Source organism: Thalassotalea agarivorans (assembly GCF_030295955.1).
Classification (GTDB): domain Bacteria; phylum Pseudomonadota; class Gammaproteobacteria; order Enterobacterales; family Alteromonadaceae; genus Thalassotalea_D; species Thalassotalea_D agarivorans.
The window spans coordinates 1,742,797-1,766,740 of sequence record NZ_AP027363.1; the positions used below are offsets into that span (position 1 = coordinate 1,742,797).

A 23,944-nucleotide genomic window follows, 5' to 3' on the forward strand; every position below is an offset into this window, starting at 1 on the left:
CTGGCCACAAGGACCAGCATAGTGGTTTATCGTTGTGCGATTGGCGTTACTTTGCGCGGTTCTGCGCCAATGTAATCTGCACTTGGGCGAATAATACGGTTGTTGTCACGTTGCTCCATGACATGTGCAGCCCAGCCTGTTAAGCGTGAACACACGAAAATAGGCGTAAACAATTTCGTAGGGATACCCATAAAGTGATAAGCCGAAGCGTGGAAGAAGTCGGCATTACAGAACAATTTCTTAGTGTCCCACATGTATTCTTCACATGCGACAGAGATATCATAAAGCAAGGTATCACCAAATTCGTGACCGAGCTTTTCTGACCACTTTTTAATGATATCGTTACGAGGATCAGACGTGCGATATACCGCGTGACCAAAACCCATAATTTTTTCTTTGCGTGCTAACATACCTGCCATCTGCTCTTTTGCATCTTCAGGTGATTTAAAACCTTCAATCATGTCCATTGCTGCTTCATTTGCACCGCCATGTAACGGGCCACGAAGAGAACCTATCGCCCCTGTAATACAGCTGTACATGTCAGACAACGTAGAAGCACATACACGTGCAGTAAAAGTTGACGCGTTAAACTCATGCTCTGCATATAAAATAAGCGATACGTCAATAACGCGGCGATGCAAATCTGAAGGCGTTTTGCCGGTTAACAACTTCAAAAAGTGTCCACCAATGGTGTCTTCATCAGTCACACAGTCAATATCTTCGCCATGATGAGAAAAACGATACCAATATGTCATGATCGCAGGAAACGCTGCTAATAAGCGATTAGCTGCTTGATTTTGTTGTGAAAAATCAACTTCCGGTTCGATATTACCTAAAAATGAACAACCGGTGCGCATGACATCCATTGGATGTGCATCAGCTGGAATACGTTGTAAAACTTCTTTAAGCGCCTGCGGTAAATCACGTAGTGGCTTTAATTCAGCTTTATATGCGTCTAATTGCGCTTGGTTTGGTAATTCGCCGTTAAACAGCAGGTATGCTACTTCTTCAAACGTCGCGTTTTCCGCTAAGTCGGTAATGTCATAACCACAATAAGTTAAGCCAGTCCCTGATTTACCCACTGTACAAAGTTTCGTTTCACCAGCACTTTGTCCGCGAAGGCCTGCTCCACCAAGTTTCTTGTCTACCATGTTTCTCTCCTCAATATTCGTATTATTTATTCTTGCCTTGTGCGAACAGGCTATCTAATTTTTGTTCGTAATCGTGGTAACCTAAGTAGTCGTATAGATCCATGCGTGTTTGCATGTTATCTACAACCGCTTTTTGGTCACCATCTTTTAATATCGTCTGATAAACCAGCTCTGCAGCTTTATTCATTGCTCTAAAGGCAGATAGTGGATAAAGCACCATTGCACAGCCCCACTCTCCTAATTGCTTTGCATTCCAAAGCTCTGTTTTACCAAATTCTGTAATATTGGCTAAGATTGGCACGTCTAACGCCTCAGCGAACGCGCGATAATGCTCTTCTGTTTGTACGGCTTCAGCAAAAATACCGTCTGCACCAGCTGCTACATACGCCTTAGCACGTTCTAATGCTTTTTCTAGACCTTCTTGCGCAAACGCATCTGTTCTTGCCATGATAAAAAAGTCTTTATCTGTGCGAGCATCAACCGCTGCTTTAATGCGATCTACCATTTCGCCTTGCGACACAATTTCTTTGTTCGGGCGATGACCACAACGCTTTTGCGCCACTTGATCTTCTATATGCACAGCAGCAGCACCTGCTTTTTCCATATCGCGAATGGTTTTTGCAATATTAAAAGCACCGCCCCAACCCGTGTCGATATCTACCATTAAAGGTAGGTCACACGCTGCAGTAATACGTTGAACATCTGCAACTACATCGTTAAGTGAGGTCATACCTAAATCAGGTAAGCCATAAGATGCATTTGCTACACCGCCGCCTGACAGGTAAATAGCTTGGTGGCCCAATTGCTTTGCCATCATCGCGCAATAGGCGTTAATCGTACCGACAATTTGCAGTGGTTGATTTGCTGTTAGCGCCGCTCTAAATTTTGCGCCTGGGGATAAGTGGTTTGTTTCTGACATAATTGCTCCAACGCTTACGCGCTTACTTGTTGTATCTTGTTTTCTATATTTTTGCGCGACGCTGCGATATGGCGTCGCATGAGAATTTCGGCAAGCTCACCGTCACGATCTGCAATCGCTTGCACTATAGCGGCATGTTCGGTAAATGCTTTACTTGCACGCGGACTATTCATACCAAACTGGCAACGGTACATGCGAATAACGTGATAAAGTTGTCCAAGAAGTAGCTCAGTTAATTGAATATTGTGAGCGCCTTGAATAACACGATAATGGAAATCAAGATCGCCCTCTTCTTGGTAATAACCGACACCGTCTTTTAAATCTTGCTTTTCGCCATGTGCTTTCAACATGTTTTGCATGTCGACAATCTCTTCATCTGACATGTTTTGTGCCGCTAGGCGACATGCCATACCTTCAAGCGCTTCTCTCACCAGATAAATGTCGAGTAAATGTTCGACAGAACAATCTATGACTCTAGCGCCAACGTTTGGTTTTTTTTCAATAAGATGGCACTTTTCTAGTCTAGATAAGGCTTCACGCAGTGTTGCGCGAGATACGTCATATTTTTTAGCCAGTTCTGGCTCACTAATTTTGGTACCTGCGGCGATATTTCCTTCAACGATATCGGACTGAAGTGTAGTAAAAATCTTATCTGCTGTTGTAACAATAGGTTGTTGTGTAGGATTGAGTAGAGGCATTAAGATTGTCGACAATTTTAAAGTAAGTAGTAATATAGACAGTTACATCGGCTTGGTCAAGCCAACATTGTCGACAATTGCAATATTCTGCTTAGATCATGTTACTTTTGCCTGCTTAGCTGTAGATAACTTGTGCAAAAGCCGTTTAAAACTTATACATAAGCTGTTAAGTAGTACGGCAAAGCAAACAAGATTTTATCGAATTTATGTGTTAATTCAGGTGGATAGGATTTTTTAAAAAATAAACTAGCAAAGTGCAAAGATTACACTACACTTAAAAGTATTAAAGTATTTAGATGTTCATCTAGTCGTAATACTTTCGAGAGATTTAATGACAGAATTAGCGCACGGCTCAACCCCTTTGAGCCTTTTCCCTGAGCCCGGAACTGGATTTGTTCTGGGCTATTTTTTTGTGCAAAAGAAATTTATGCAGTAAAGATCAACACGCCCTAGGAAATGTTAAATAAACGTTTGAAATTCGCTTTGGTAATTTGTGCTATATGTTCAACCGATTGTCCGCGTACACTGGCGATAAATCTTGCTACATCGGCAACATAAGCGGGCTGATTCTGCTTGCCACGATGTGGTACGGGCGCTAAATAAGGTGAATCAGTTTCGATGAGTAAACGATCATCGGGTATCTTCTTTGCAACATCGCGCAATGCATCGGCATTTTTAAAGGTAACAATGCCTGACAATGAAATATAAAAACCCATTGCTATTGCCTGCTCTGCCATTTCCCATGTTTCGGTAAAACAGTGCAGTACACCGCCTGCTTGTTGAGCACCCTCTTCTCGCATAATATCCAAGGTATCTTGCTGTGCATCTCGGGTATGGATAATCAGTGGCTTGTTTAGTTTGTTAGCAACACGAATATGTTGTCTAAATGCGTCTCTTTGTAATTGAGCGGTTTCTGGCGCGTAATGATAGTCTAGTCCGGTTTCACCAACAGCAACTACTCGTTCATTAGATGCTAGTTCGCATAAAGTATCTTCATCTGTGACATCCTCTTGGTTAAGTGGATGCACGCCACAACTGATCCAAACGTTACTATAAGGCTCAGTGACCTGCGCCATTTTTGGAAATTCTTTTAGCGTAACACTTACGCAAAGCATACCTTCAACATTGGCATCCTTTGCATTGGCTAGCACTGTATCTAGCCCATTTTCATATTCAGATAATTTGAGTCTGTCTAAATGACAGTGAGAATCTATAAACACTACTATCTCTATTTACATAGTCATCGTAGGCTCAGAGGAATTAAGCATACGAGCAATTGATTTTTCAATGGTATTGCGCACGTCGTTTTTATCTTCAACAAACGCTATACCTATGCCCGCTGGTGTACCACTTTGTGCGCCTGGCGGCGTTAACCAGCATATTTTGCCGGCAATTGTATGTTCAATTGCTTCGTTAGGCAAATGTACTTTAAGTGTTACCTCTTCACCAAGTTCAAAACGTTCACCTGTTTTGAAAAATAGTCCACCTTGTTTTAAAAATGGCATATATGCTTGATACAAGTCTCTTTCAGTTGCAAATTGCATATAGATGTCTTGCAAGGTTTACTCCTCGTGATTTGTTATTGTTTTTATTTGGGTTAAGTATTTTTCCATCTCAAACTGATCATTGCTTTGAATAAACGTTTTTTGATGTTGTATACATGATACTGTTAATTGATATAGTTGCCAAAGCTTATCTTTGCCTAACGTCTCGCAGGCTTGTTTAGTGATTAATTGCGCATCGCTGGCAGTTTCCCAGCCATTAATGGCGCGCTGCCAATCACTGCTAATTTTTTCAAGCCAGCGCCAATTATGTGGCGTTGCAAGCAGTATTGGCAGCACTTTATTAATTGGTTTCTGTTCAAATACAAACGCAGAAAACGCAGCAATAAATGCCTGATATTCTGTTGCTATCTCTTCATCTGACAATTCTGGTAAATGTGAACTATTCAGCGCGCTTGGCTTGTTTTGATCTGTTCTTTGTTCATCATGTATGGGCGCTTTAATGAAAACTTGTTGGCATCGGCTAACGATTGTCGGTAGCAGTGCATTAATATCTTGCGCCACTAAGATAAGAAAACTGTCGTCCGTTGGCTCTTCTAAGGTTTTCAGTAGCGCGTTAGATGCAGCAACCGTCATTTTATCAGCATCTTCAATGACAACCGACTTGTAGGCCGATAGCAGTGGTGTTTTCTCGATAAAATTAGATACTTGCCTTATCTCATCGACCCCTATATTACGGCCATTTGGCGCAATATGTTTGATATCTGGAAAGGTTGATTGCGCCACTAGCAAACAATGTTTGCATTGGCCACAGGCATTGTGCTCTTTTGTAGGCGTTAAACACGCAAGCAAAGATACCAACCAATTGGCTAAAGCTAATTTGCCAACATGTTGATGCCCCACCAATAACAACGCATGCGGTAGCTTTTGTTGCGCTATTTGGCTAACAAATTGCTGTTGATATTGGCTTATATTGGGCGTGTTAGTCATGGCGTGCTATGAACGCCTCTACAACGTCGATTATTTGCTCGTGCACAGCTTCAATAGACTGGGTTGCATCGATCAAATGAATACTGTCATCTTGTTCAGCAATCGCTTGGTAACGCGCTCTAACACGTTCAAAGAAGGATAGATCTTCTTGTTCAATACGGTCAAGTTCGCCTCTACCGCGCGCTCTGGCTAGGCCAATTTCTGGGGTAACATCTAAATACAAGGTTAAATCAGGCTTAAATCCCTTAAGTGTAATGTCAGCCATGGTGTTCATAATATCTGCAGAAATTTGTCTACCACCGCCTTGATAAGCTTGCGATGAAAGATCATGACGATCGCCCAACACCCAGCGCCCCTGCGCTAAACTCGGTTTAATTTTATTAGCCAGCAATTGGCTTCGACTGGCGTACATAAGCATAAGCTCTGTTTCTTGGGTAACGGTTTCACTAATATCGACAGATTTAACCAGTTCACGCATAGATTCAGCCATTGGCGTGCCACCTGGCTCTCGGGTTTTATCGAATGTGATGCCATGTTTGTTTAACTGTGCTTCAACAACAGCAATAGCGGTTGATTTTCCTGCGCCTTCCATGCCTTCAATGACAATGAATTTTCCTTGGGTCATGCTTATTTACCTAAAATATACTTACGCACCGCTTTATTGTGCTCGGCTAATGTTTTTGAAAAATAGTGTTGGCCGCCACCCTGGGCGACAAAATATAGATAATCGCTCTGCTCAGGGTGCAAAGTTGCTTCAATAGCTGTCAGCCCTGGCATGGCAATTGGTGTCGGCGGTAAACCATTAATACGATAAGTATTATAAGCGGTTTTTTCACGCAAGTGTTTACGCTTTATATCACCTTGATATCTGTCGCCAAGACCATAGATAACCGTTGGATCCGTTTGCAAGCGCATCCCTTTATTTAATCGATTGACGAAAACTGAAGAAATACGTGGCATTTCCTTAGTATACGCGCTTTCTTTTTCCACGATTGACGCCATGATAAGGGCTTCATAAGGCGATTTGTACGGCAAATCCTTTGCTTTGTTGTTCCAGGCTTGCTCGAGTACGGTTTTCATTTTTACATGAGCACGTTTTAGCAATGCTAAATCTGTAGTGCCTTTAGTAAATGCATAGGTTTCAGGGTAAAACCAACCTTCAGGGTTTGGGTTATCTATCGCCAATTTTTGTGCTATTTGCGCTACCGACATATCGCTTAGCGTTTGTTTTACTTCCTCGTGCTGCGCTAACACGTTTAACATGTCTTTAAACGTTGAACCTTCTATAAAGGTGATCGACCAGTGAAATTCCTTACCTTCTACTAGTTGCTCAAGTAATTGTTTTGCACTTGTGTTGGGCGTTACCATATAGCTGCCCGCCTTTAAGCGAGTAAGTTGTGGATGTTTCTTTGCATATATACGCAGCCATAAACGATTATCAACCCAGCCTTTCTCTACCAAGGTTTTAGAAAATCTATAAAAGCTTGTGCCCTTTTCAACATCTAACATGGTTTCACTCGCTAAGTTCATCGGCTTAGTCATGTGTTGTTCTGTTAAGTAGTTGATACTAAGCACTGCTGTGACAAAAAGCAGTATCAATACAATGATGATTTTCTTAATCATGTAACACTATGTCCTTTTCTAATTCCTGCTGTAGCGGCACAACCCAGGAGGTATCCAATATTTTATCATTAAGCTGCTTTATTGGCACGATACCTAAAAGACAATTGCACACCATTGCGCCTTCAATTGTCTGAATATCTTCAAGCGTTAATTCAACCTCTTCAATGTTTTCGTTTAAGGCTAATAAACGCTGCCTAACGAGTCCATTAACGCCACTTTGATTCAACTTAGGTGTTACCACCTTATCTTTGCGCTTAAAGAATACATTAGCCATTGTTGTTTCAATGATGTGTCCCGATATATTGGTTACCAACAAGTCATCAAACGCAGAGCTTTGCGCTTCTTTTTTAACCAGCACTTGTTCCAATCGATTTAAGTGCTTAATTCCTGCTAACGTTGGATTTATGCCTAGCTGCGCAGTAGCAATACCTACAGATAAGGCTAAATTATCGGAGTTTATATATTGCTTTGGGAATTCGCTGATGGTGACAATAACCGTTGGTTTAGCGCTGTCATCTCGCGCATAGCCTCGTTCGCTTTCACCGGCAGTTATGATGATTTTTAACGTCGCTAGCGGGTATTGCTTGGCCTGCTGGCATACAGATTCGGCCAAGGTATTAAAGTTGACGCCTTTTATATGCAATTGCTGGCAGCCACTGATTAATCTATCAAGATGATAACGCAATAGTTGTATCTTGCCGTCGACGATTTTAGCCGTTGTGAACAAACCATCGCCAAAAGCGAGGCCTCTATCAGAAACCTTGATAACGTCTTGTTGTTGACCATTAACAGCGCAAAAAAGCATATAAAATAAAAAAGCTTGAATTCTGTTGCCAGTATTCAAGCTTTGTCATGTTAATTCAAGTGTTTAATTACAAGATGTGCTTGGATGCACACTAATTAATCAGTCACTTTCTTAAGTAGCAAAGAACCATTGGTTCCGCCGAAGCCAAACGAGTTACATAATGCATATTCAAGCGATACGTCACGCGCGCCGTCGCGGATAAAATCTAGATCACATCCTTCATCCGGGTTATCAACATTTATCGTCGGTGGTACTTTACCGTTTGCTATTGCTTGCGTGGTAAAAATTGCTTCTACAGCACCGGCAGCGCCAAGTAAATGACCTGTCATTGATTTAGTTGAGCCCATCACAAGATTATAAGCATGGTCACCGAATACTTTTTTTACTGCTGCTACTTCAGCAATATCGCCTGCTGGTGTCGATGTACCATGTGCGTTGATATAACCGATTTTACTGCGATCTATACCTGCATCATTAATCGCATTCTCCATAGCTTGTGCAGCACCTTCACCATTTTCTGGTGGTGATGTCATATGATGCGCGTCGCCACTCATACCAAAGCCAACAATTTCAGCAAAGATATTCGCGCCACGTGCTTTTGCGTGCTCGTATTCTTCAACTACCACAACACCTGCACCATCACTCAATACAAAACCGTCTCGGTCTTTATCCCAAGGGCGTGATGCTTTAGTAGGTTCGTCATTACGCGTTGATAAGGCGCGTGCTGAGCAAAAACCGCCAATACCAAGCTCGGTCGATGCTTTTTCAGCACCACCTGCTAACATGGCATCTGCATCGCCATACGCAATCATACGAGCCGCATGACCAATATTATGCACGCCTGATGTACAAGCAGTAACGATGGCAATATTAGGTCCTTTCAAGCCCAGGCGAATCGATAGATTACCCGAGATCATGTTTAAAATGGTAGAAGGACAAAAGAAAGGTGATAATTTTCTAACGCCACCTTTTAGGTATTTGTTGTGGCCATCTTCAATTAAGGTTAAACCGCCAATACCTGAACCAATAGCAACCCCTATTCTACTCGCGTTTTGTTCTGTTACTTCAAGACCAGAATGTTCCATTGCTTGAAGACCTGCCGCGATACCATATTGAATAAATAAATCCATTTTCTTAGTATCTTTTTTAGTAATGCCGTAGGCCTCACTATCAAAGTCTTTAACCAAACCCGCAAAGCGCGTTGGAAAGCTACTAATATCAAAATGTTCTACTTCACCTATACCACTTTTGCCTGCTAATAGGTTTTGCCAAGTTGTTTCGGCATCATTACCAAGGGGTGAAAGCATGCCATAACCGGTGATCACTACGCGACGCATGTAGAGGTATCCTCCTGAATATATTTATTGAATATGGATGTTTTAGAAAGTGTTTTAAAAAGAAGAAATGTGGGTATAAAAAAACAGGCGGTTAATACCGCCTGATTTCTTGTTTTTACTGGTTAGCTGTAATGTAGTCGATAGCAGCTTGAACCGTAGTGATTTTCTCAGCTTCCTCATCAGGAATCTCAGTATCGAATTCTTCTTCTAACGCCATTACTAGCTCAACAGTGTCTAGTGAGTCAGCACCAAGGTCGTCAACAAATGAAGCTTCTGTTGTTACTTCATCTTCACTTACACCTAACTGCTCAACAGTAATTTTTTTTACGCGTTCTTCAATAGTACTCATTTTTTTTCCTTTAATAGAAAATGCAATTTTTAAAAAATTGCGTGTAGTTTATTCGTCAACAGCCACGCCCGCAAGCTTTTAATTTTAGTTTTAGCCGTGGTCTAACCTGTTGCTGTGTATAGTTTTAATCTAAATTCATTAAAATTCAAGTAGCAAATGCTGATATATAGTGGCTTTTAAACCATATACATACCGCCATTTACGTGAACTGTTTCACCGGTAATATAAGCAGCAGCATCTGATGCAAGAAACGCAACCGTTTGCGCAATCTCTTCTGGCTTACCTAGACGGTTGGCTGGTACTTGTGCAAATATGCCGGCTTTTTGTTCATCAGTTAACGTTTGTGTCATATCTGTGTCGATAAAACCTGGTGCAACCGTATTAACCGTGATACCGCGAGAAGCAACTTCTCTTGCTAAAGACTTAGTGAAACCAATTAGACCTGCTTTCGCCGTCGCATAGTTAACTTGTCCTGCGTTACCCATAGTGCCAACAACGGAACCAATATTGATAATACGACCGTTGCGCGCTTTCATCATTGGGCGCAAAACTTGCTTGCTGATTTTAAAAACAGAAGAAAGATTGGTTTCGATGATATCTTCCCATTCTGCATCTTTCATTCGCATAAACAGATTGTCGCGGGTGATACCTGCATTATTAACAAGAATATCTACACCACCAAATGCACTTTTAATTTGTTCAAATAGGTTGGCAATTGACTCGTCTTCAGTCACGTTAAGCACCATACCGCGACCTTCACCTAAATATCCGCTGATATTAGCTGCGCCGCCTTCTGATGTCGCTGTACCTACAACAGTTGCACCAAGTGCTTGTAGTTGCTCTGCAATAGCCTTACCGATACCACGGCTAGCGCCAGTGACAAGAGCGACCTTACCTTCTAAAGAAAACATATAATTCCTTACTCTACCAATGAAAGTGATTTCTCTAACGAACCATTGTCGTTCAGAGAGACGCTCACTATCGATTTGTTTATTCTTTTAATTAATCCAGCTAATACTTTACCTGGACCTGCTTCAACAACGTTTTCTATTGATAACGCGCCAAAGCTTTCAATTGTTTCTGTCCAGCGTACCGGACTATATAGCTGCTTGATTAAAGCCTGTTTAATCGCCAAGCCATCTTTCTCAGCCTTAACATCAACATTGTTTACCACAGGAATAACCGGTGTATTAAAACTAATGCTTGCTAATTCATCGGCTAATTTATCTGCCGCTGGCTTCATTAATGCACAATGCGATGGCACGCTAACCGGTAATGGTAATACACGCTTTGCGCCTGCTTCTTTACACAGTTCACCGGCTCTTTCTACTGCTGCTTTATGCCCTGCGATAACCACTTGACCTGGTGAGTTAAGGTTAACGGCAGAAACCACTTCGCCCTGCTCAGCTTGCGCGCATGCGTCAATAATTTGCTGATCGCCTAAACCGATAATTGCTGCCATTGCACCAACACCCGCTGGTACTGCTTCTTGCATATACTCGCCGCGTTTTTCAACGAGTTTTACTGCGTCTGCTAATGAAAGAACTTCAGCACATACAAGCGCCGAGTATTCACCTAAACTATGACCTGCTAATACAGACGGTTTTACGTCCGTTTGACTTGCCCACAGTCGCCACATAGCGACACTGGCTGTCAATAAAGCAGGTTGTGTGTAATTTGTTTGATTTAATTTATCTGCTGGTCCTTGTGACACAAGTTCCCACACGTCATAACCAAGCGCATCAGACGCTTCTTTAAACGTATTTTGTACAATGTCATTGTCAGCAAAATCTGCCAACATACCAACTGTTTGAGATCCTTGACCTGGAAAAACAAATGCGAGATTTTTTTGCATTTTAAACCCTGTTTTTTATGATTTAGCCAGCAACAAGTCCACTTTTAGCTTGAATAAACCGTTTAAACGCTTTGCTCTAGCTTTTCTTGTATTTTTTCTGGTACTTGTCTTTCTACTTCTTTTACGGCTTCCATGATAGCCGCAAAAAATGCGTTTTCATTCGCATTACCGTGGCTCTTCACCACAATGCCGCGTAATCCTATCAAACTTGCACCGTTATACTGGTCGGGGTTCAGTGATTTGAACAGTTTTTTTATGGATGGAGCTAACAGTTTGCCTACTATTCGAGCAAAAACATGCTTTGAAAGGAATAACTGTAACTTTTTGAATAACATGCGAGCTACACCTTCACATGTTTTTAATGCAACATTACCTACAAATCCATCGCATACAATAACGTCGGCTTTGTTTGTCAAAATATCATTACCTTCGACAAACCCCACATAATTAACCACTTGGCTTTCTTTTAACAAGTTGCCAGTTAATTTGATGTGGTCACTTCCCTTAATATCTTCTTCGCCCATATTCAAAAGCGCAACACGCGGATTGCTGATACCGTCGACTTCTTCTGCTAACACCGCACCCATAATGGCAAATTGGTACAACACACTAGCATCACAAAAGACATTAGCGCCAAGGTCCAACATAAACACATTACGCCCGTCTTCATTTGTTGGTAAAGCAGAAATAAGCGCTGGCCTTTCAACGCCGGGAATTGTTTTTAGAACAAAGTGTGCGGTAGCGAATAATGCGCCTGTATTGCCAGCACTCACGCAAGCATCAGCTTGGCCATCAGATACTAGATCTAACATCTTACGCATAGAACTATCTTTCTTGGTTCTAAGTGCAATAGCGGGTTTTTCATCCATTGAAACAGATTCACTGCAATGGAAAATAGAAAGTTGGGGGTGCGAAGCGCTGTTGTGTGTTTCCAGGTGTTTTGTGATTACGTCCTGATCACCACACAGAATAAGATTTAAATGAGGCAAATACTCTACTGCTTTAATTGCAGCAGGGATTGTTATAAGGGGGCCTTTATCGCCCCCCATAACATCTAACGCCAGGGTTAGATTAGTCAAAGCAAGAAAGCTTACTTATTAACTACTTTTACGCCTTTGTAAAAGCCGTCTGCTGTCACGTGGTGACGACGGTGAGTTTCACCAGATACTGGATCTACTGATAAGTTTTCTGCTGTTAAAGCGTCATGTGAACGGCGCATGCCACGTCTTGAACGAGACTTTTTGCTCTTTTGAACTGCCATTGCCTAACTCCTAATTTAATCAATTAATTACTTAAGTTGTTTTAAAACATCAAATGGATTGGGCTTATCAAGCTCTTCAGGCAGTTCACCCCAAACACTGTCAGCTTCCGCTTCACAGTCTTCTGGAGCATGCCTAGGTATTAATGGAATCGCGAGCATTAACTCGTCTTCCACTAACTCTCGCAAGTGCACTTCACCATTCTCATCTAATTCTATTCCGTCATAATATGACGGCAAATCAGCCTCGTCTTGTGCTTTCTTCAATGGCGTAAATGCAAACTTTGCATTTAAGTCATAGGGTAAAAGCCCATTACAACGCTGACACGTCAGGTCAACATTTAGTGTTGCCGAGCCGGTAATAACTACCAAGCCTAATTCGTCAACATTAAAGTTTACCTTAACAAAAACTTGCTGACTATCTGTACTACAGACAGACAGTAATCTTTCCATTGCCGATACGTCAAAGTATCCTTCGCACTCCAACCTGCGTTGAGCACTTTTATAAGGGTCTATCGTAATCGGTAGCTTAAGGTTTTGCATAAGGCGCGCATGATAAAGCCCCGATGTCCTTGTGTCAAAAGAAAAATCATAGTTTTTGGCTAAAAATTACGTATTATTACGATATCACCGCCAATTTGTGCAATTTTATAACAATCAAGCGAGTTTATGAACAAATTAACGCTAATTTTAGCATCTACTTCAATCTATCGCCGAGGCTTATTAGAAAAGCTTGGTATCCCTTTTATTTGTGAAAAACCGAATATAGATGAGACACCATTGGACAACGAATCACCAACCGATCTCGTCACCCGATTAGCTCAACAAAAAGCAGAGGCTGTATCGGCGCCTTTTGATCAGGCGTTAATTATAGGTAGCGACCAAATTGCTCTGCATAACGATGCCATATTAGGTAAACCGCATACGCGAGAAAACGCGATAGCGCAGCTAGCTTCATTTAGTGGACAATCCGTCACCTTTCTTACCAGTTTATGCCTATACAACACAGCAACAAAAACGGCAGAAACAATTGTCGATGAAACCGTTGTCCATTTTCGTCAATTAACCGACGAGCAAATAAGCCACTATGTCGACGTAGAGCTACCACTTGATTGCGCCGGGAGTTTTAAAAGTGAAGGATTTGGTATTAGCCTATTTGAAAAAATCACCAGTAGTGACCCAAATAGCCTCATTGGATTACCCTTAATACAATTAGTACGCTTGTTAAGCAAACAAGGTGTTGATGTATTGTCAAAGCAATAAAATCAACACCTAGCGCTCAGATACATACAGTTACGCGTTACTATTTTCTTTTGGGAAATTGCTTAAAACTTTAGATAATGCGTCGTCTAACGGCGCTTCTATTGTGATCATGTCACCTGACAATGGGTGTTCAAATGTGATACTTGCTGCATGCAAAAACAATCGATTTAATCCAGCAGATTTTGCCGCTTTATCAAAGTCTTCATGGCCATATTTTGCATCACAAGCAATAGGATGCCCTTGGCATTGACAGTGCACTCGTATTTGATGTGTTCTACCAGTCACCGGAAATGCGCGAACAAGCGTTGCACCTTTGAATCGTTTTAGCACTTTGTAACGTGTTTCTGATGCCTTGCCGTCGATATTATCAACCACAACGACACGTTCGCCAGATTTTAGATCGTTCTTACGCAGCCCTTCTGACACCTTGGTCAATTTATTAGGCCAGTGCCCTTTAACAAATGCATGATAGAACTTCTTCACACGTTTATTTCTTAATTGCTCGTGTAAATGCCTTAATGCTGAGCGCTTCTTAGCAACGACCAAGCACCCCGAGGTGTCTCTGTCTAAACGGTGCACCAATTCAAGCATTCGAGCATCAGGACGCAAAGCTCTTAACGCTTCAATCACCCCAAAACTTAAACCACTACCACCATGCACTGCCATACCAGAAGGCTTGTTTATTACGAGCAAGCGTTCATCTTCAAAAAGAATGTGCTTTTCTAGTTCAGCCACGACATTAAGTTTGGTTGAAATCTTATTGTTATCGTTTTCTGATATACGAATAGGTGCTACGCGAATTACGTCACCATCATTAAGTTTGTACTCAGGCTTAGTCCGTTTTTTATTGACTCGAATCTCGCCCTTTCTTAACAGGCGATAAATCATACTTTTTGGCACACCTTTTAGCGTTTTAAGCAGATAGTTATCAATACGCTGACCTTGATCTTCACTATCAATTTCATAAAACCTTACTTTAGGTCTGTCTGTTTTTTGTTCGTTTTTTGCGTTCATGCCAATAATTTTACCATGTGAATCACTTTTTTCGGTATTAAAACTTTAATTTTATTGCCTTATTGCTCATTTTAGTGGGATAATATAAAAACGCCTGAGTATAGAACCAAGGCGAATAAAAACCAGTTTTTACGAATTGTAAGAGGCCCATAGCGAACACATTTGCAAAGTACATAAAGATTGCACTTAGTGAAACGCTCTGCATTCAAGGTGAAACACCAGAAAAAGAATGCATACAACAAAGTCCAGCGTGAATAACTGATGAATTTAACAGAACACCCGTTGTAGTTTCAGATAATCATCTAGGCAGTAGACTGTCTTAAACAGTGGGTGCAACGTGCAACACAAATGTTTGCACATAAAGAATTTACGTATACTAATGCCCGCTGCATTAGTAACAATTTGGTGAGATAAAAACAGATCATTGCAAGTGGCAATGACATTGACATCCGTGAGGCTGACAAGTGCTGTTATCGACAAGATAAATTGCTTTGTGTCCAAGCAATAGTGTGTTGTGACGTATAAAAAATAGAGTCACATTACCTATGAAGCGTATGTTAATTAATGCTACACAGTCGGAAGAATTACGTGTAGCGCTGGTAGACGGCCAGCAACTATATGACCTAGACATCGAAAGTCCTGGTCATGAACAAAAAAAAGCAAATATTTATAAAGCAAAAATCACTCGTATAGAGCCTTCTTTAGAAGCGGCATTTGTAGACTATGGTGCCGAAAGACACGGTTTCCTGCCGTTAAAAGAAATCGCTCGCGAATACTTCCCTTCTGGTTATAACTTTAAAGGTCGCCCTAACATCAAAGACGTGTTAGTTGAAGGCCAAGAAGTTATTGTTCAAATCGATAAAGAAGAGCGCGGCCAAAAAGGCGCCGCGTTAACCACGTTTATCAGCCTTGCAGGTAGTTACTTGGTATTAATGCCAAACAACCCACGCGCTGGCGGCATTTCTCGTCGAATTGAAGGTGAAGAGCGTACCGAATTAAAAGCATCGTTAAGTAAATTAAATCTACCTAAAGGTATGGGTTTAATTGTGCGTACAGCTGGTGTTGGCAAAGACTACGATGAGTTAGAATGGGATTTAAACGTTCTACTACATCACTGGAAAGCGATTGAAAACGCTGCATCTGAGCGCCCTGCTCCTTTCCTAATTCACCAAGAATCAAATGTTATCCAACGTGCGTTAAGAGATTACTTGCGCAGAGACATTGGTGAAGTGCTTGTTGATCGTCCTAAGACGTTTGAAAGCGTGAAAAAGCATATCGAAATTATTCGCCCTGATTTTGCGAGTAAGGTTAAGCTTTACACCAACGATGCGCCGTTATTTACTCACTTCCAAATTGAAACGCAAATTGAATCAGCGTTTCAACGTGAAGTAAGACTACCGTCTGGTGGATCGATTGTTATTGATCCTACGGAAGCAATGACGTCTATCGATATCAACTCAGCTCGCGCAACGAAAGGCGGTGATATTGAAGAGACAGCGTTTAATACTAACCTAGAAGCTGCTGACGAAATTGCTCGTCAATTACGCTTACGCGATTTGGGTGGTCTAGTGGTTATCGATTACATCGATATGACACCAGTAAGACACCAACGTGAAGTTGAAAATCGCATGCGTGAAGCGGTTAAACAAGATCGCGCCCGAATACAATTAGGCAGAATTTCTCGTTTTGGTTTACTTGAAATGTCGCGCCAACGTTTACGTCCATCAATTGGCGAAACAAGCCAAAATGTATGTCCACGTTGTAATGGTACTGGCCAAATTAGAGGTATTGAGTCATTAGCGCTTTCTGTTCTTCGCTTAATGGAAGAAGAAGCAATTAAAGACAATACCGCACAAGTACAAGCACAAGTACCTGTACCTGTTGCGACCTACCTACTAAATGAAAAACGCCGTAGTGTTTTCCATATTGAACGTCATCATAATGTTCATGTACTTATCATCCCTAATCCACATATGGATACGCCACAATATGAAGTATTGCGTATACGTAAAGATGAAACGGTTGATGATGCAAGTTACGATCTACAAATAACACAACCTACGGTTGAAGAAGCCGTTATGCCTAAGTTTGACAAAACGGCAGTGAAGAAAGACGAGCCAGCATTGTCAGGTATGAGCGCTCCTAGCGTTAAGGCGCCTGTTGTTAAGAAAGAAACACAAGCGAAAAAAGCGGGTTTATTTGCCGGTCTATTCTCTTGGTTAGGCAACTTGTTTAAAGAAGAGGAACAAGAAAAGCCTAAACCGAAAGGTAAAGGTAAGCGTAATTATCGCAATGATCGTCGTCGTAAGAATCAAAACCGCAATCGTCGCAATCAGCAACAAGATAAAGCGAAGGATTCAACGCGTTCAACGAAAGAGCCGCAAAAACAGTCTAAAGACAAAAAGTCGAACGAGAAGCCGCAAAATCGTAAGCCTAAGCAGCAAGACCGTAACCAAAAGCCTAAAGAGGAAAAGGTAGCGGAACGCAGGCAACGTCGTACCAATCGTAAAAAAGTACGTGTAGCGGATCAAAACGCCGACAATGCGCAACAAACGCAGCAAAAAGCTAAAGCACCAGCTAAGAAAAAACCTGCGCAAAAACACGACGCTAAAGACAAGAAAGTTGAAAGCCAAGTGAATGAAGCTACAGAAACAGCTGTTGAAAACGAACAGGCAACGTCTGCGCCGGTTGAGAAGAAAGAAGAGCAACGCACACGCAGTCGCCGCTCTCCTCGCCATCTTCGCACGTCTGGCCAACGCCGTCGCAAGCAAGAAGGTAATGAGTCTACTCAGGCAAAAGATGATGCTGTTGAAAGCAGATACCCTGCAGAAAAAGAAGCAGCGCCAGTAATCGCTGAAGTGCAACCTGAATTACCGTTTGAATCTAACGAACAAGTATTAGATACAGCAGAGGTTCAAAGCGAAGCGCCACAGCAACAAACACCATCGGTAGATGAAACTGTAGCTACCGAGCAAGCGCAAGCAGCAGTTGTCGAGCCAACACCAGAAGTTCCTGTAGAAGAAAGCAACGAAGTTGCTACACCTGCAGCAGAAGTTGAAACTGTAGAAGCAGAAACGTCTGAATCAGTGCAAGCAAGCGTAGAAAGCGAAACTGCGTCAGAAGCACCGGCAGAAGTTGCAGATGTTGAGCCTGCGCCAGTTGTTGAAGAGCCCGCAAACGTTGAGGTAGCGCCTGTAGAAGAAACACCTGTGAAAGCAGATGTAGCAGAAGCTGAAAGCGTAACTGAAACTGCGCCAGAGCAACAAGATAGTGCTTACGTGCGCGTTGCGTTCACTGGCCACGCTAGCTCACCAATGACCAAAGCAGCTGCCATCGGTGAAATAGGTGAACTACCGACTCAAGCTAAAGCAGACGAGCAACGTGCTGATGTTGCTAAGTCGCAAAAGCAAGCAAAAGTAGCTGACGCTACAGAGCATAGTAAAGCTGACGCTCACAAAGCTTTGTAAACACTCGCGATAACAAAAAAGCCGCTCTTTGTAGCGGCTTTTTTTATGGGCGTAAAATATATGTTCAAATCTATTTAGTTATAAGAGCTTGGACTTGAATTGTCTGTTTTAAATAATAGCCCTAAATCACAATTGGCAATCAAATTGATCGCATATTTAAAAAGAGGCTATTACAGTTTTGTACCATTAGATAACCACTAGCAACCTCTAATATAATGGAAGTTTGATAAAGTATTCGGGAATGCTGTTGGTTAAACTTTTACCTTTGCCTACGAAGTTAAAACAATGCCTACGATGAAGTAAAAAAGAATGCAGTTTAATGCTAAAACTAGCTTCAAGCTTACAATATTTATTTTTGGAAAGGTCTTTATTAAATTCAATGGATTGTAATAAAAAAAGAATACTTTCTTCGTGTGGTTGATTTCTGACTTTGCAAAAGATCCATCAAATACATCTTTGTACAAATTAGGTAACTTATTCTTTAAGGTGAAATAAACATACATTTGTAATACAACCGAGAAGAGTATTAAACCTAATAAGTATTCAGTCATCTTAATCCGTTAAATTATGAGTTGATTATCGCTCAAAGCGGTTATTGAACTTCGCTAATCGCTTGATATAACTCTCCTAAAGTTAAATCATCATACCATAAACTTCCAAAGTCAATTCCAAATTTTTGATACAAGTCATCAGCCAGCGTCTCAAATTCCATAGCATCCGCCTGCCATTTGTGAGGATATAGCTCACGATAAATTACTAATAGCTTGTCATTAGGTTCGAATTGCAATTTGTCTTTTCTATCGAAGGCAAAGGCATCCACAAAGAATATTAAAAATGAGCGAATGTCACTTGCGGAGTGTTCCGAAAACTCGGCTTTCCAGTGCTTTCCCATACAGTAGCGTTGGCGAAATATTTTAGGGAGTGTATCTTCCAGATAGAATGACCATACTAGATAAGTTGCCGCCATTGCTATAATGATAAATCCTGTCATTAATTACCACCTCCTGACCGTCAGTTACTCGCTCCCTGCAGTCTGTCACGTCGCAAGCAACCCAGTCAATCATAGATACGAGTTACAACAACTTAGTATACTCGACTATCTACTCACTCAAATTAGCTGGCTTTGGGTAACCTAAACTCTATTTTTCTGTCGTATCAGCATCACTCAAACAGATTCTAAGCAACCCTATCGCTAACCAAAAAAGCAATAAAACAACAAACAATTTAATCGACATGCTTATCCAATAAATCACTGGATCTTCTTGTAAGCTAACTGTTCTTCCAAAACGTAATCTCGACACACCATTTATGTAACTATAGATAAGGCTTTTAATAATAAATGAGGCAAAAATTAAACTACTAGCGATGATTAAAATTACTTTAGAATTGGTCACAAAACTTCCCTTTTATAACTTACCTTATACTTTAGGCCTAACTAATCAAATCAATCATATTTTTTGTGGGCTATTAGCTATCTATTGGGTTACACCCTTTTGAATCACTATTACTTTAGTCTCTGGTTCGAAATAAGCGGCATTGTGACGCAACATTTCATTGAGCTCTATCACATAGTCTGTGCCACGCTGTGAATAAGGAATTAAGCCCGCGGTTAATACTTCTGGTCTTAATGTGTCTTCATGCGCGCGCAAATCAGCTCGAATGGCACGAAACACATTGTAAGGTCCATGCGTGTTGATATTGCGAATATACTTAACAACGGCTTCATCGACAGATTGAAAAGCAGCAACTTCGTGCTTAGCGCCACGATTTCTGCCATTTGGCACCATGCCACACCCTGGTTTGTAACACCACAAACCGAAAAAATTCAAACCTATTTTAGCAAAACGAGATGTCCCCCAAGCCGATTCATTTGCCGCCTGTACAAGCACGAGTTCTGTAGGAATGATATCGACTTTAAGTAATAATTCATCCAATTGTTGTAGTAATGAATACGAGGTATTGACTCGATACTGTTTCGCTAGCTTTGCAATAAACGCCAACTCATTGTCGGACACAGACTCTTCTAATACTACTTTCGACTTTATTGTAACGATCTCGGCTCTTTGCGATAACAAGCGCTCGTTTTCTCGCTCAATTGCCGGCTTTAGGAAATTAAAGAAAGCGCGCTTTTTCTGCTTAACGTCTGTTATGGCAGCGAAATCTGGTAAATTAACAGAATGTAATGGTTGTTCAACGGTTTTTTGTTCAACCTTTTCTTCTTTGACTTTGACTGGCTCTGCAACAATCTCTTCTTCGCCCTGCTCTGGCGTTAAAAAAGTAAAAGGCGCGATCACACCAACTGCTATTGCCACAAGGAGTAATAGTCTGAACAGTTTAGATTTTAACGTTCTTTTTCTCATTGCAATTACGCCGAAAATATATCGTCAGGTCTAATGTTGTCTTGTGGTGTCGCAAGCAGTTTTAAACCAAATATTTCGCGATACAACACGCCTTTTACGTTGTAGTAAAAAGGAATAAGGAAACTGAGCGCTATAATAAACAACGCCATACCAACCACGTGCATATCGGATTGAGCAAATAATGAAAGCGGCAAAGACGCCAAAACTAATAAACCAACTAAAATGGCGTAGATGGCAAAGAGTCTAAACCACTGATGAATAGTCGCTCTAAATGAGGTTACTATCGCTTCAATAGGTGACATTTTCTTTTCAATGACAAGTGGTACCGTCAAACTCAAGCTAACGCCAACGAAAATGCCTGGAATGATGAAAAGAGAAAAGCCTATATTTGTGAGTAAAGACACTAGCAGCGCGCAAATCGCCACCCAACTGCCACGGCGTAAAAACGCAAACACAAAACTTGGACGGGTTTTTATTTTGATGGCATGAAACACCCCCATCATTTCGACACCACCTAAGAAAGGCCAAGCTATTAAGGTGATTACAAGCGATATAAGACTCAGTGACTGCGGGTCTTGTTGGATTTGCTCATATCCGCCAAAATACTCTACTAAATACATGCCTATACTTCCGGCAAGTATCATCACAAACAATACGCCAAGGTTAATAGATAAGCGAGATTGCTTAGTATAGTGCCAAGCTTCCTGTAATATGCTTTTTACATCTAGCTGGTACTCGCCTCTTATTGCTTTTTCGACATTACCGCCGATCTGGACGATTTTTTGATTTTCCAAAATACACCTTTTTAGATAAACAAAAGGCGCTTTCGCGCCTTTACATAACTTGCCATTATACAGAATTATACGACAATTGGGATCACTTTAGGTCGCCAAAAATAAGCTCTAAAGCAAGGAGAAGCAATACCACGCCCATCAGCCTGTCTAGCCAATATCCTTTTTTAACTAGCGCACTTCTTATACGGTTATGGGTTAGCAATAGCGATAAAAAGCAAAACCAAATACCCGTTGCTACCGCCATATAAAGACCATAGCCTAGCCTTACATCAAACGGCGTTGTTGTGGCAATTACGCCAGAAAAAACACTAACAAAGAACAACGTCGCTTTAACGTTGAGACCATTGATTAAAAAGCCGCCTCGAAATGCTTTGAAGGGTGAAGGCGTATCACTTTGATGATGATACTGTTGACTAATATCTTGTTCTGGCGCCTTTGCGCGAATCGCGTAAAACGCAATGTATAGAAAATAGGCTGCTGCGACGTATTTCAGTATCAGTAAATAATTTGGGTTACTTTGAATGACCAAACCAATGCCGATTAATGAGTACGTAACGTGAAGCAAAATACCTGTTGCTATCCCCAAGCTGCTATAAATAGCCGTCGCTCGTCCGTATCGGATGCTCTGTTTCAACACCAAAGCAAAATCTGGCCCTGGACTTGCTACCGCAATTAAATGTAAGGAAGCCACGAGTATAAATTCTTGTAAATACATCATATTATTTTAAGTATGCCTCAAAAAATGCCGCGCCTTTGCGCCTTGCATTTGCAATATTATCGATAGGGATTTGTTCAGGTGACTTGTACGACTTTAACACTCGTTCCATTGATTCTTCGCGAATCAAATGCAACATTGGATACGGTGATCGGTTAGTGTAATGGCTGGTGTCGCTGCTTTCCTCTCCTTCAAACAAATAGTCAGGATGGAAACTCGCAATTTGATACACCCCACTGTAGCCCTCTTGTTCAATAAAACCATTGGCCAAATCAACCAAGTCTAAATATTGTTCAAAAGACTTAAAGCCAGTGTCAAAAATAAGTAGCGTTGTTTCACATTCGTTATGTTCGTCTAAATGTTTAAGCTCGAACGCCAATTGTACAAGCGCATTTTTTAGTTTTTTATGCTCACAAACACTGTAACGGATGGTGTCATTCACAAACTCTTTTTTGGCAAATGGGCATAAGTTTAATCCAATGATCACGTCTAAAAGCCATGCCTTTGTTTTTTTAACTACATCTGACATATCACTGCCTAACACCTGAAAAGAGCAAAATTATACCTAGGTTCGCTATCGTAAAGCGAGCGTTTTAAATAGTTTTAGGCTGCAATCAACTGTATAAATAGTGGGATCAGTGCAGCATTCACCAAATCAATAAAAAATGCACACACTAGCGGCACAATAATAAAACACATATGCGCAGGACCGTACTGTTTTGCCACAGCTGACATGTTTGCCATTGCTGTTGGAGTAGCGCCTAATCCATATCCACAAAAGCCTGCAGAAATAACGGCAGCTTCATAGTTTCTGCCCATAATGGGAAACACAACATATTTAACCAAAAGCAAAATCAACAGTACCTGCCCTGATAGAATAGCTAATAAACTGCCAGCAAGGTCGAACAAGGTCCATAGTTGCATACTCATTAAAGACATAGCTAAAAACGTACCTAACGATATCTCCGCTACTAATGCCATTGAAGGAGACTTGCTTGGCCAGCCCCCTGAGAATATTTTAAAGAAGTGTTTTGGAAAGGCATTTGTAAAGATAATCCCCGCCATTAAACAGGTAACAAAAAGCGGTAATGCTAAACCAAGCTCCAGCAAGACATTATTTAAAACATACCCCAGAATAATGCACATATGTATCGCAAACACGGCTTCTAAGAAATCATAAGCATTTATTTGTTGATCGGCGGCGATAACATCGCCTTTACTTTCTTCAGATGCTTGTTGCGGCAACGTTAGTTTGTTTGCATTAATTAAATGTTTAGCCATTGGGCCACCAACAACACTGGCTAGAATCAAACCAAACGTTGCACAAGCGACACCAACTTCCATGGCATTGTCTAAGTTAAATTGTGTGGCAATATTAGGTGCCCAAGCTATCGCAGTACCGTGACCACCGATAAGCGATACACTGCCCCCCAACAGCCCGATGGCTGGCGAAAGATCTAACCCCTTAGCAATAGCAATACTGACTAGGTTTTGGCAAATCATAAATACTACGGTTATCGCTAATAACACCAGTAGTGGTTTGCCACCTTTAAATAAGTCTTGAATGCTTGCGTTAATGCCAATGGTAGTAAAGAAGTAGACAAGGAATAAATCACGTGCAGCTAAATCAAACGTTACTTCTACGTTAAACACGAAATACAACAAAGTAAGCAATATACAGCATAGCAAACCACCCGATACCGGCTCTGGAATACTATACTCATTGAGTAACTTAAACTTTTGCGTTAATCGGCGACCCACGAACAACACCAAAATACCAATTGTCACCGACATAAAGCCGCTAAATTCAACCATAGTTTCTACACTTATATACAAAACTTGAT

Annotated in this window: 26 protein-coding genes; 2 read left to right on the forward strand and 24 right to left on the reverse strand. The window is 41.3% G+C overall.

Annotated features, from left to right (window positions below; translation table 11 throughout):
* Positions 1-26: 26 nt before the first annotated feature.
* From prpC to yceD, 16 genes are all read right to left on the reverse strand, one after another.
* A complete protein-coding gene (gene prpC, locus QUD85_RS08125) occupies positions 27-1,151 on the reverse strand; it encodes a bifunctional 2-methylcitrate synthase/citrate synthase (RefSeq protein ID WP_093329649.1) in 1,125 nt (374 codons plus the stop codon).
* Between the two features lie 22 nt (positions 1,152-1,173).
* Positions 1,174-2,070, reverse strand: a complete 897-nt coding sequence (gene prpB / locus QUD85_RS08130; protein ID WP_093329647.1) for a methylisocitrate lyase — start codon at positions 2,068-2,070, stop codon at positions 1,174-1,176.
* A gap of 14 nt (positions 2,071-2,084) precedes the next feature.
* Positions 2,085-2,768 (reverse strand): GntR family transcriptional regulator, encoded by a 684-nt coding sequence (locus tag QUD85_RS08135; RefSeq protein WP_093329646.1) that lies wholly within the window; start codon positions 2,766-2,768, stop codon positions 2,085-2,087.
* Between the two features lie 449 nt (positions 2,769-3,217).
* Entirely contained in the window at positions 3,218-3,988 is a 771-nt protein-coding gene (locus tag QUD85_RS08140; RefSeq protein ID WP_093329644.1) for a TatD family hydrolase, read from the reverse strand.
* 12 nt (positions 3,989-4,000) lie between these two features.
* Positions 4,001-4,327, reverse strand: coding sequence for a PilZ domain-containing protein (locus tag QUD85_RS08145; protein ID WP_245732114.1), 327 nt, complete (start codon positions 4,325-4,327; stop codon positions 4,001-4,003).
* A gap of 3 nt (positions 4,328-4,330) precedes the next feature.
* Positions 4,331-5,260: a DNA polymerase III subunit gene (locus tag QUD85_RS08150; RefSeq protein ID WP_093329642.1), complete on the reverse strand. Its 930-nt coding sequence runs from the start codon at positions 5,258-5,260 to the stop codon at positions 4,331-4,333.
* Positions 5,253-5,885, reverse strand: coding sequence for a dTMP kinase (gene tmk / locus QUD85_RS08155; protein ID WP_093329641.1), 633 nt, complete (start codon positions 5,883-5,885; stop codon positions 5,253-5,255). Before tmk ends, QUD85_RS08150 begins: the two co-directional genes overlap by 8 nt.
* Positions 5,886-5,887: 2 nt before the next feature.
* On the reverse strand, positions 5,888-6,883 hold the full coding sequence (gene mltG / locus QUD85_RS08160; RefSeq protein WP_093329639.1) for an endolytic transglycosylase MltG: 996 nt from the start codon (positions 6,881-6,883) through the stop codon (positions 5,888-5,890).
* Positions 6,876-7,688, reverse strand: a complete 813-nt coding sequence (gene pabC, locus QUD85_RS08165; RefSeq protein ID WP_093329638.1) for an aminodeoxychorismate lyase — start codon at positions 7,686-7,688, stop codon at positions 6,876-6,878. Before pabC ends, mltG begins: the two co-directional genes overlap by 8 nt.
* Before the next feature lie 95 nt (positions 7,689-7,783).
* Positions 7,784-9,025: a beta-ketoacyl-ACP synthase II gene (gene fabF, locus QUD85_RS08170; RefSeq protein WP_093329636.1), complete on the reverse strand. Its 1,242-nt coding sequence runs from the start codon at positions 9,023-9,025 to the stop codon at positions 7,784-7,786.
* A gap of 115 nt (positions 9,026-9,140) precedes the next feature.
* Positions 9,141-9,374, reverse strand: coding sequence for an acyl carrier protein (acpP, locus tag QUD85_RS08175; RefSeq protein WP_093329635.1), 234 nt, complete (start codon positions 9,372-9,374; stop codon positions 9,141-9,143).
* A 176-nt stretch (positions 9,375-9,550) separates the two neighbouring features.
* Positions 9,551-10,285, reverse strand: a complete 735-nt coding sequence (gene fabG / locus QUD85_RS08180; RefSeq protein WP_093329633.1) for a 3-oxoacyl-ACP reductase FabG — start codon at positions 10,283-10,285, stop codon at positions 9,551-9,553.
* An 8-nt stretch (positions 10,286-10,293) separates the two neighbouring features.
* The gene (fabD, locus tag QUD85_RS08185; protein WP_093329631.1) at positions 10,294-11,229 is read right to left on the reverse strand and encodes an ACP S-malonyltransferase; all 936 of its coding nucleotides are present in this window, start codon (positions 11,227-11,229) and stop codon (positions 10,294-10,296) included.
* Positions 11,230-11,291: 62 nt separating this feature from the next.
* Entirely contained in the window at positions 11,292-12,308 is a 1,017-nt protein-coding gene (gene plsX, locus QUD85_RS08190) for a phosphate acyltransferase PlsX (RefSeq protein ID WP_093329630.1), read from the reverse strand.
* Between the two features lie 11 nt (positions 12,309-12,319).
* A complete protein-coding gene (gene rpmF, locus QUD85_RS08195; RefSeq protein ID WP_093329629.1) occupies positions 12,320-12,490 on the reverse strand; it encodes a 50S ribosomal protein L32 in 171 nt (56 codons plus the stop codon).
* A 27-nt stretch (positions 12,491-12,517) separates the two neighbouring features.
* Positions 12,518-13,030 carry a 23S rRNA accumulation protein YceD gene (gene yceD / locus QUD85_RS08200; RefSeq protein ID WP_093329627.1) on the reverse strand — a complete coding sequence of 171 codons (513 nt, stop codon included), beginning with the start codon at positions 13,028-13,030 and terminating at the stop codon, positions 12,518-12,520.
* 126 nt (positions 13,031-13,156) lie between these two features.
* On the opposite strand from yceD, the gene QUD85_RS08205 reads away from it, so the two are divergent.
* Complete coding sequence (locus QUD85_RS08205) at positions 13,157-13,750, forward strand: Maf family protein (RefSeq protein ID WP_093329626.1); 594 nt, start codon at positions 13,157-13,159, stop codon at positions 13,748-13,750.
* A gap of 30 nt (positions 13,751-13,780) precedes the next feature.
* On the opposite strand, the gene rluC is transcribed toward QUD85_RS08205, so the two are convergent.
* Complete coding sequence (rluC, locus tag QUD85_RS08210; protein WP_093329624.1) at positions 13,781-14,764, reverse strand: 23S rRNA pseudouridine(955/2504/2580) synthase RluC; 984 nt, start codon at positions 14,762-14,764, stop codon at positions 13,781-13,783.
* 545 nt (positions 14,765-15,309) lie between these two features.
* Here rluC and rne point away from each other — a divergent pair.
* On the forward strand, positions 15,310-18,231 hold the full coding sequence (gene rne / locus QUD85_RS08215) for a ribonuclease E (protein ID WP_093329622.1): 2,922 nt from the start codon (positions 15,310-15,312) through the stop codon (positions 18,229-18,231).
* Between the two features lie 592 nt (positions 18,232-18,823).
* Here rne and QUD85_RS08220 read toward each other — a convergent pair.
* The 7 genes from QUD85_RS08220 to gltS all read right to left on the reverse strand — a co-directional run bounded on the left by QUD85_RS08220 (position 18,824) and on the right by gltS (position 23,915).
* Entirely contained in the window at positions 18,824-19,222 is a 399-nt protein-coding gene (locus QUD85_RS08220; protein ID WP_093329619.1) for a hypothetical protein, read from the reverse strand.
* Positions 19,223-19,370: 148 nt separating this feature from the next.
* Entirely contained in the window at positions 19,371-19,625 is a 255-nt protein-coding gene (locus QUD85_RS08225) for a hypothetical protein (RefSeq protein ID WP_093329618.1), read from the reverse strand.
* Between the two features lie 81 nt (positions 19,626-19,706).
* Positions 19,707-20,591, reverse strand: a complete 885-nt coding sequence (locus tag QUD85_RS08230; RefSeq protein ID WP_093329616.1) for a glucosaminidase domain-containing protein — start codon at positions 20,589-20,591, stop codon at positions 19,707-19,709.
* 5 nt (positions 20,592-20,596) lie between these two features.
* Positions 20,597-21,385 (reverse strand): DUF2189 domain-containing protein, encoded by a 789-nt coding sequence (locus QUD85_RS08235; RefSeq protein ID WP_093329615.1) that lies wholly within the window; start codon positions 21,383-21,385, stop codon positions 20,597-20,599.
* 82 nt (positions 21,386-21,467) lie between these two features.
* Complete coding sequence (locus QUD85_RS08240) at positions 21,468-22,103, reverse strand: LysE family translocator (RefSeq protein ID WP_093329613.1); 636 nt, start codon at positions 22,101-22,103, stop codon at positions 21,468-21,470.
* A 1-nt stretch (position 22,104) separates the two neighbouring features.
* On the reverse strand, positions 22,105-22,629 hold the full coding sequence (locus tag QUD85_RS08245; protein ID WP_093329612.1) for a DUF1415 domain-containing protein: 525 nt from the start codon (positions 22,627-22,629) through the stop codon (positions 22,105-22,107).
* A gap of 74 nt (positions 22,630-22,703) precedes the next feature.
* Positions 22,704-23,915, reverse strand: a complete 1,212-nt coding sequence (gene gltS / locus QUD85_RS08250) for a sodium/glutamate symporter (protein ID WP_093329610.1) — start codon at positions 23,913-23,915, stop codon at positions 22,704-22,706.
* Positions 23,916-23,944: the final 29 nt, after the last annotated feature.

Bases quoted from the DNA above. Each gene is read 5' to 3' on its own strand.
- prpC (WP_093329649.1), bottom strand. From the start codon at position 1,151: ATGGTAGACAAGAAACTTGGTGGAGCAGGCCTTCGCGGACAAAGTGCT.
- prpB (WP_093329647.1), bottom strand. From the start codon at position 2,070: ATGTCAGAAACAAACCACTTATCCCCAGGCGCAAAATTTAGAGCGGCG.
- QUD85_RS08135 (WP_093329646.1), bottom strand. From the start codon at position 2,768: ATGCCTCTACTCAATCCTACACAACAACCTATTGTTACAACAGCAGAT.
- QUD85_RS08150 (WP_093329642.1), bottom strand. From the start codon at position 5,260: ATGACTAACACGCCCAATATAAGCCAATATCAACAGCAATTTGTTAGC.
- tmk (WP_093329641.1), bottom strand. From the start codon at position 5,885: ATGACCCAAGGAAAATTCATTGTCATTGAAGGCATGGAAGGCGCAGGA.
- mltG (WP_093329639.1), bottom strand. From the start codon at position 6,883: ATGATTAAGAAAATCATCATTGTATTGATACTGCTTTTTGTCACAGCA.
- pabC (WP_093329638.1), bottom strand. From the start codon at position 7,688: ATGCTTTTTTGCGCTGTTAATGGTCAACAACAAGACGTTATCAAGGTT.
- fabF (WP_093329636.1), bottom strand. From the start codon at position 9,025: ATGCGTCGCGTAGTGATCACCGGTTATGGCATGCTTTCACCCCTTGGT.
- acpP (WP_093329635.1), bottom strand. From the start codon at position 9,374: ATGAGTACTATTGAAGAACGCGTAAAAAAAATTACTGTTGAGCAGTTA.
- fabG (WP_093329633.1), bottom strand. From the start codon at position 10,285: ATGTTTTCTTTAGAAGGTAAGGTCGCTCTTGTCACTGGCGCTAGCCGT.
- fabD (WP_093329631.1), bottom strand. From the start codon at position 11,229: ATGCAAAAAAATCTCGCATTTGTTTTTCCAGGTCAAGGATCTCAAACA.
- rpmF (WP_093329629.1), bottom strand. From the start codon at position 12,490: ATGGCAGTTCAAAAGAGCAAAAAGTCTCGTTCAAGACGTGGCATGCGC.
- yceD (WP_093329627.1), bottom strand. From the start codon at position 13,030: ATGCAAAACCTTAAGCTACCGATTACGATAGACCCTTATAAAAGTGCT.
- QUD85_RS08205 (WP_093329626.1), top strand. From the start codon at position 13,157: ATGAACAAATTAACGCTAATTTTAGCATCTACTTCAATCTATCGCCGA.
- rluC (WP_093329624.1), bottom strand. From the start codon at position 14,764: ATGAACGCAAAAAACGAACAAAAAACAGACAGACCTAAAGTAAGGTTT.
- rne (WP_093329622.1), top strand. From the start codon at position 15,310: ATGAAGCGTATGTTAATTAATGCTACACAGTCGGAAGAATTACGTGTA.
- QUD85_RS08220 (WP_093329619.1), bottom strand. From the start codon at position 19,222: ATGACAGGATTTATCATTATAGCAATGGCGGCAACTTATCTAGTATGG.
- QUD85_RS08230 (WP_093329616.1), bottom strand. From the start codon at position 20,591: ATGAGAAAAAGAACGTTAAAATCTAAACTGTTCAGACTATTACTCCTT.
- QUD85_RS08240 (WP_093329613.1), bottom strand. From the start codon at position 22,103: ATGATGTATTTACAAGAATTTATACTCGTGGCTTCCTTACATTTAATT.
- QUD85_RS08245 (WP_093329612.1), bottom strand. From the start codon at position 22,629: ATGTCAGATGTAGTTAAAAAAACAAAGGCATGGCTTTTAGACGTGATC.
- gltS (WP_093329610.1), bottom strand. From the start codon at position 23,915: ATGGTTGAATTTAGCGGCTTTATGTCGGTGACAATTGGTATTTTGGTG.